Origin of the sequence: Virgibacillus sp. 7505, from assembly GCF_002272135.1 — a bacterium.
In the GTDB taxonomy this organism is placed as follows: domain Bacteria; phylum Bacillota; class Bacilli; order Bacillales; family Amphibacillaceae; genus Terribacillus.
Genome location: NZ_NPBF01000537.1, coordinates 1 through 203 on the forward strand (window position 1 = coordinate 1; position 203 = coordinate 203).

The window sequence follows — 203 nt, forward strand, 5'->3', positions numbered from 1 at the left end:
GTCTCAATCCGAGCTGTGTTGCTTCCTGCCCGTCAGGGGCGATGTATAAGCGCGATGAGGATGGAATTGTGCTAGTTGACCAGGAAGCTTGCCGGGGCTGGCGGTACTGTATGACAGGCTGTCCTTACAAAAAAGTGTATTTCAACTGGAAAACGAATAAAGCGGAGAAATGTACATTTTGCTTTCCAAGAATCGAAGCCGGT

Annotated in this window: 1 protein-coding gene; it reads left to right on the forward strand. The window is 48.8% G+C overall.

The window, feature by feature from the left end; genetic code table 11:
* On the forward strand, positions 1 to 203 hold a 203-nt coding region (locus CHH91_RS20110), incomplete at both ends, for a 4Fe-4S dicluster domain-containing protein (protein WP_141234305.1).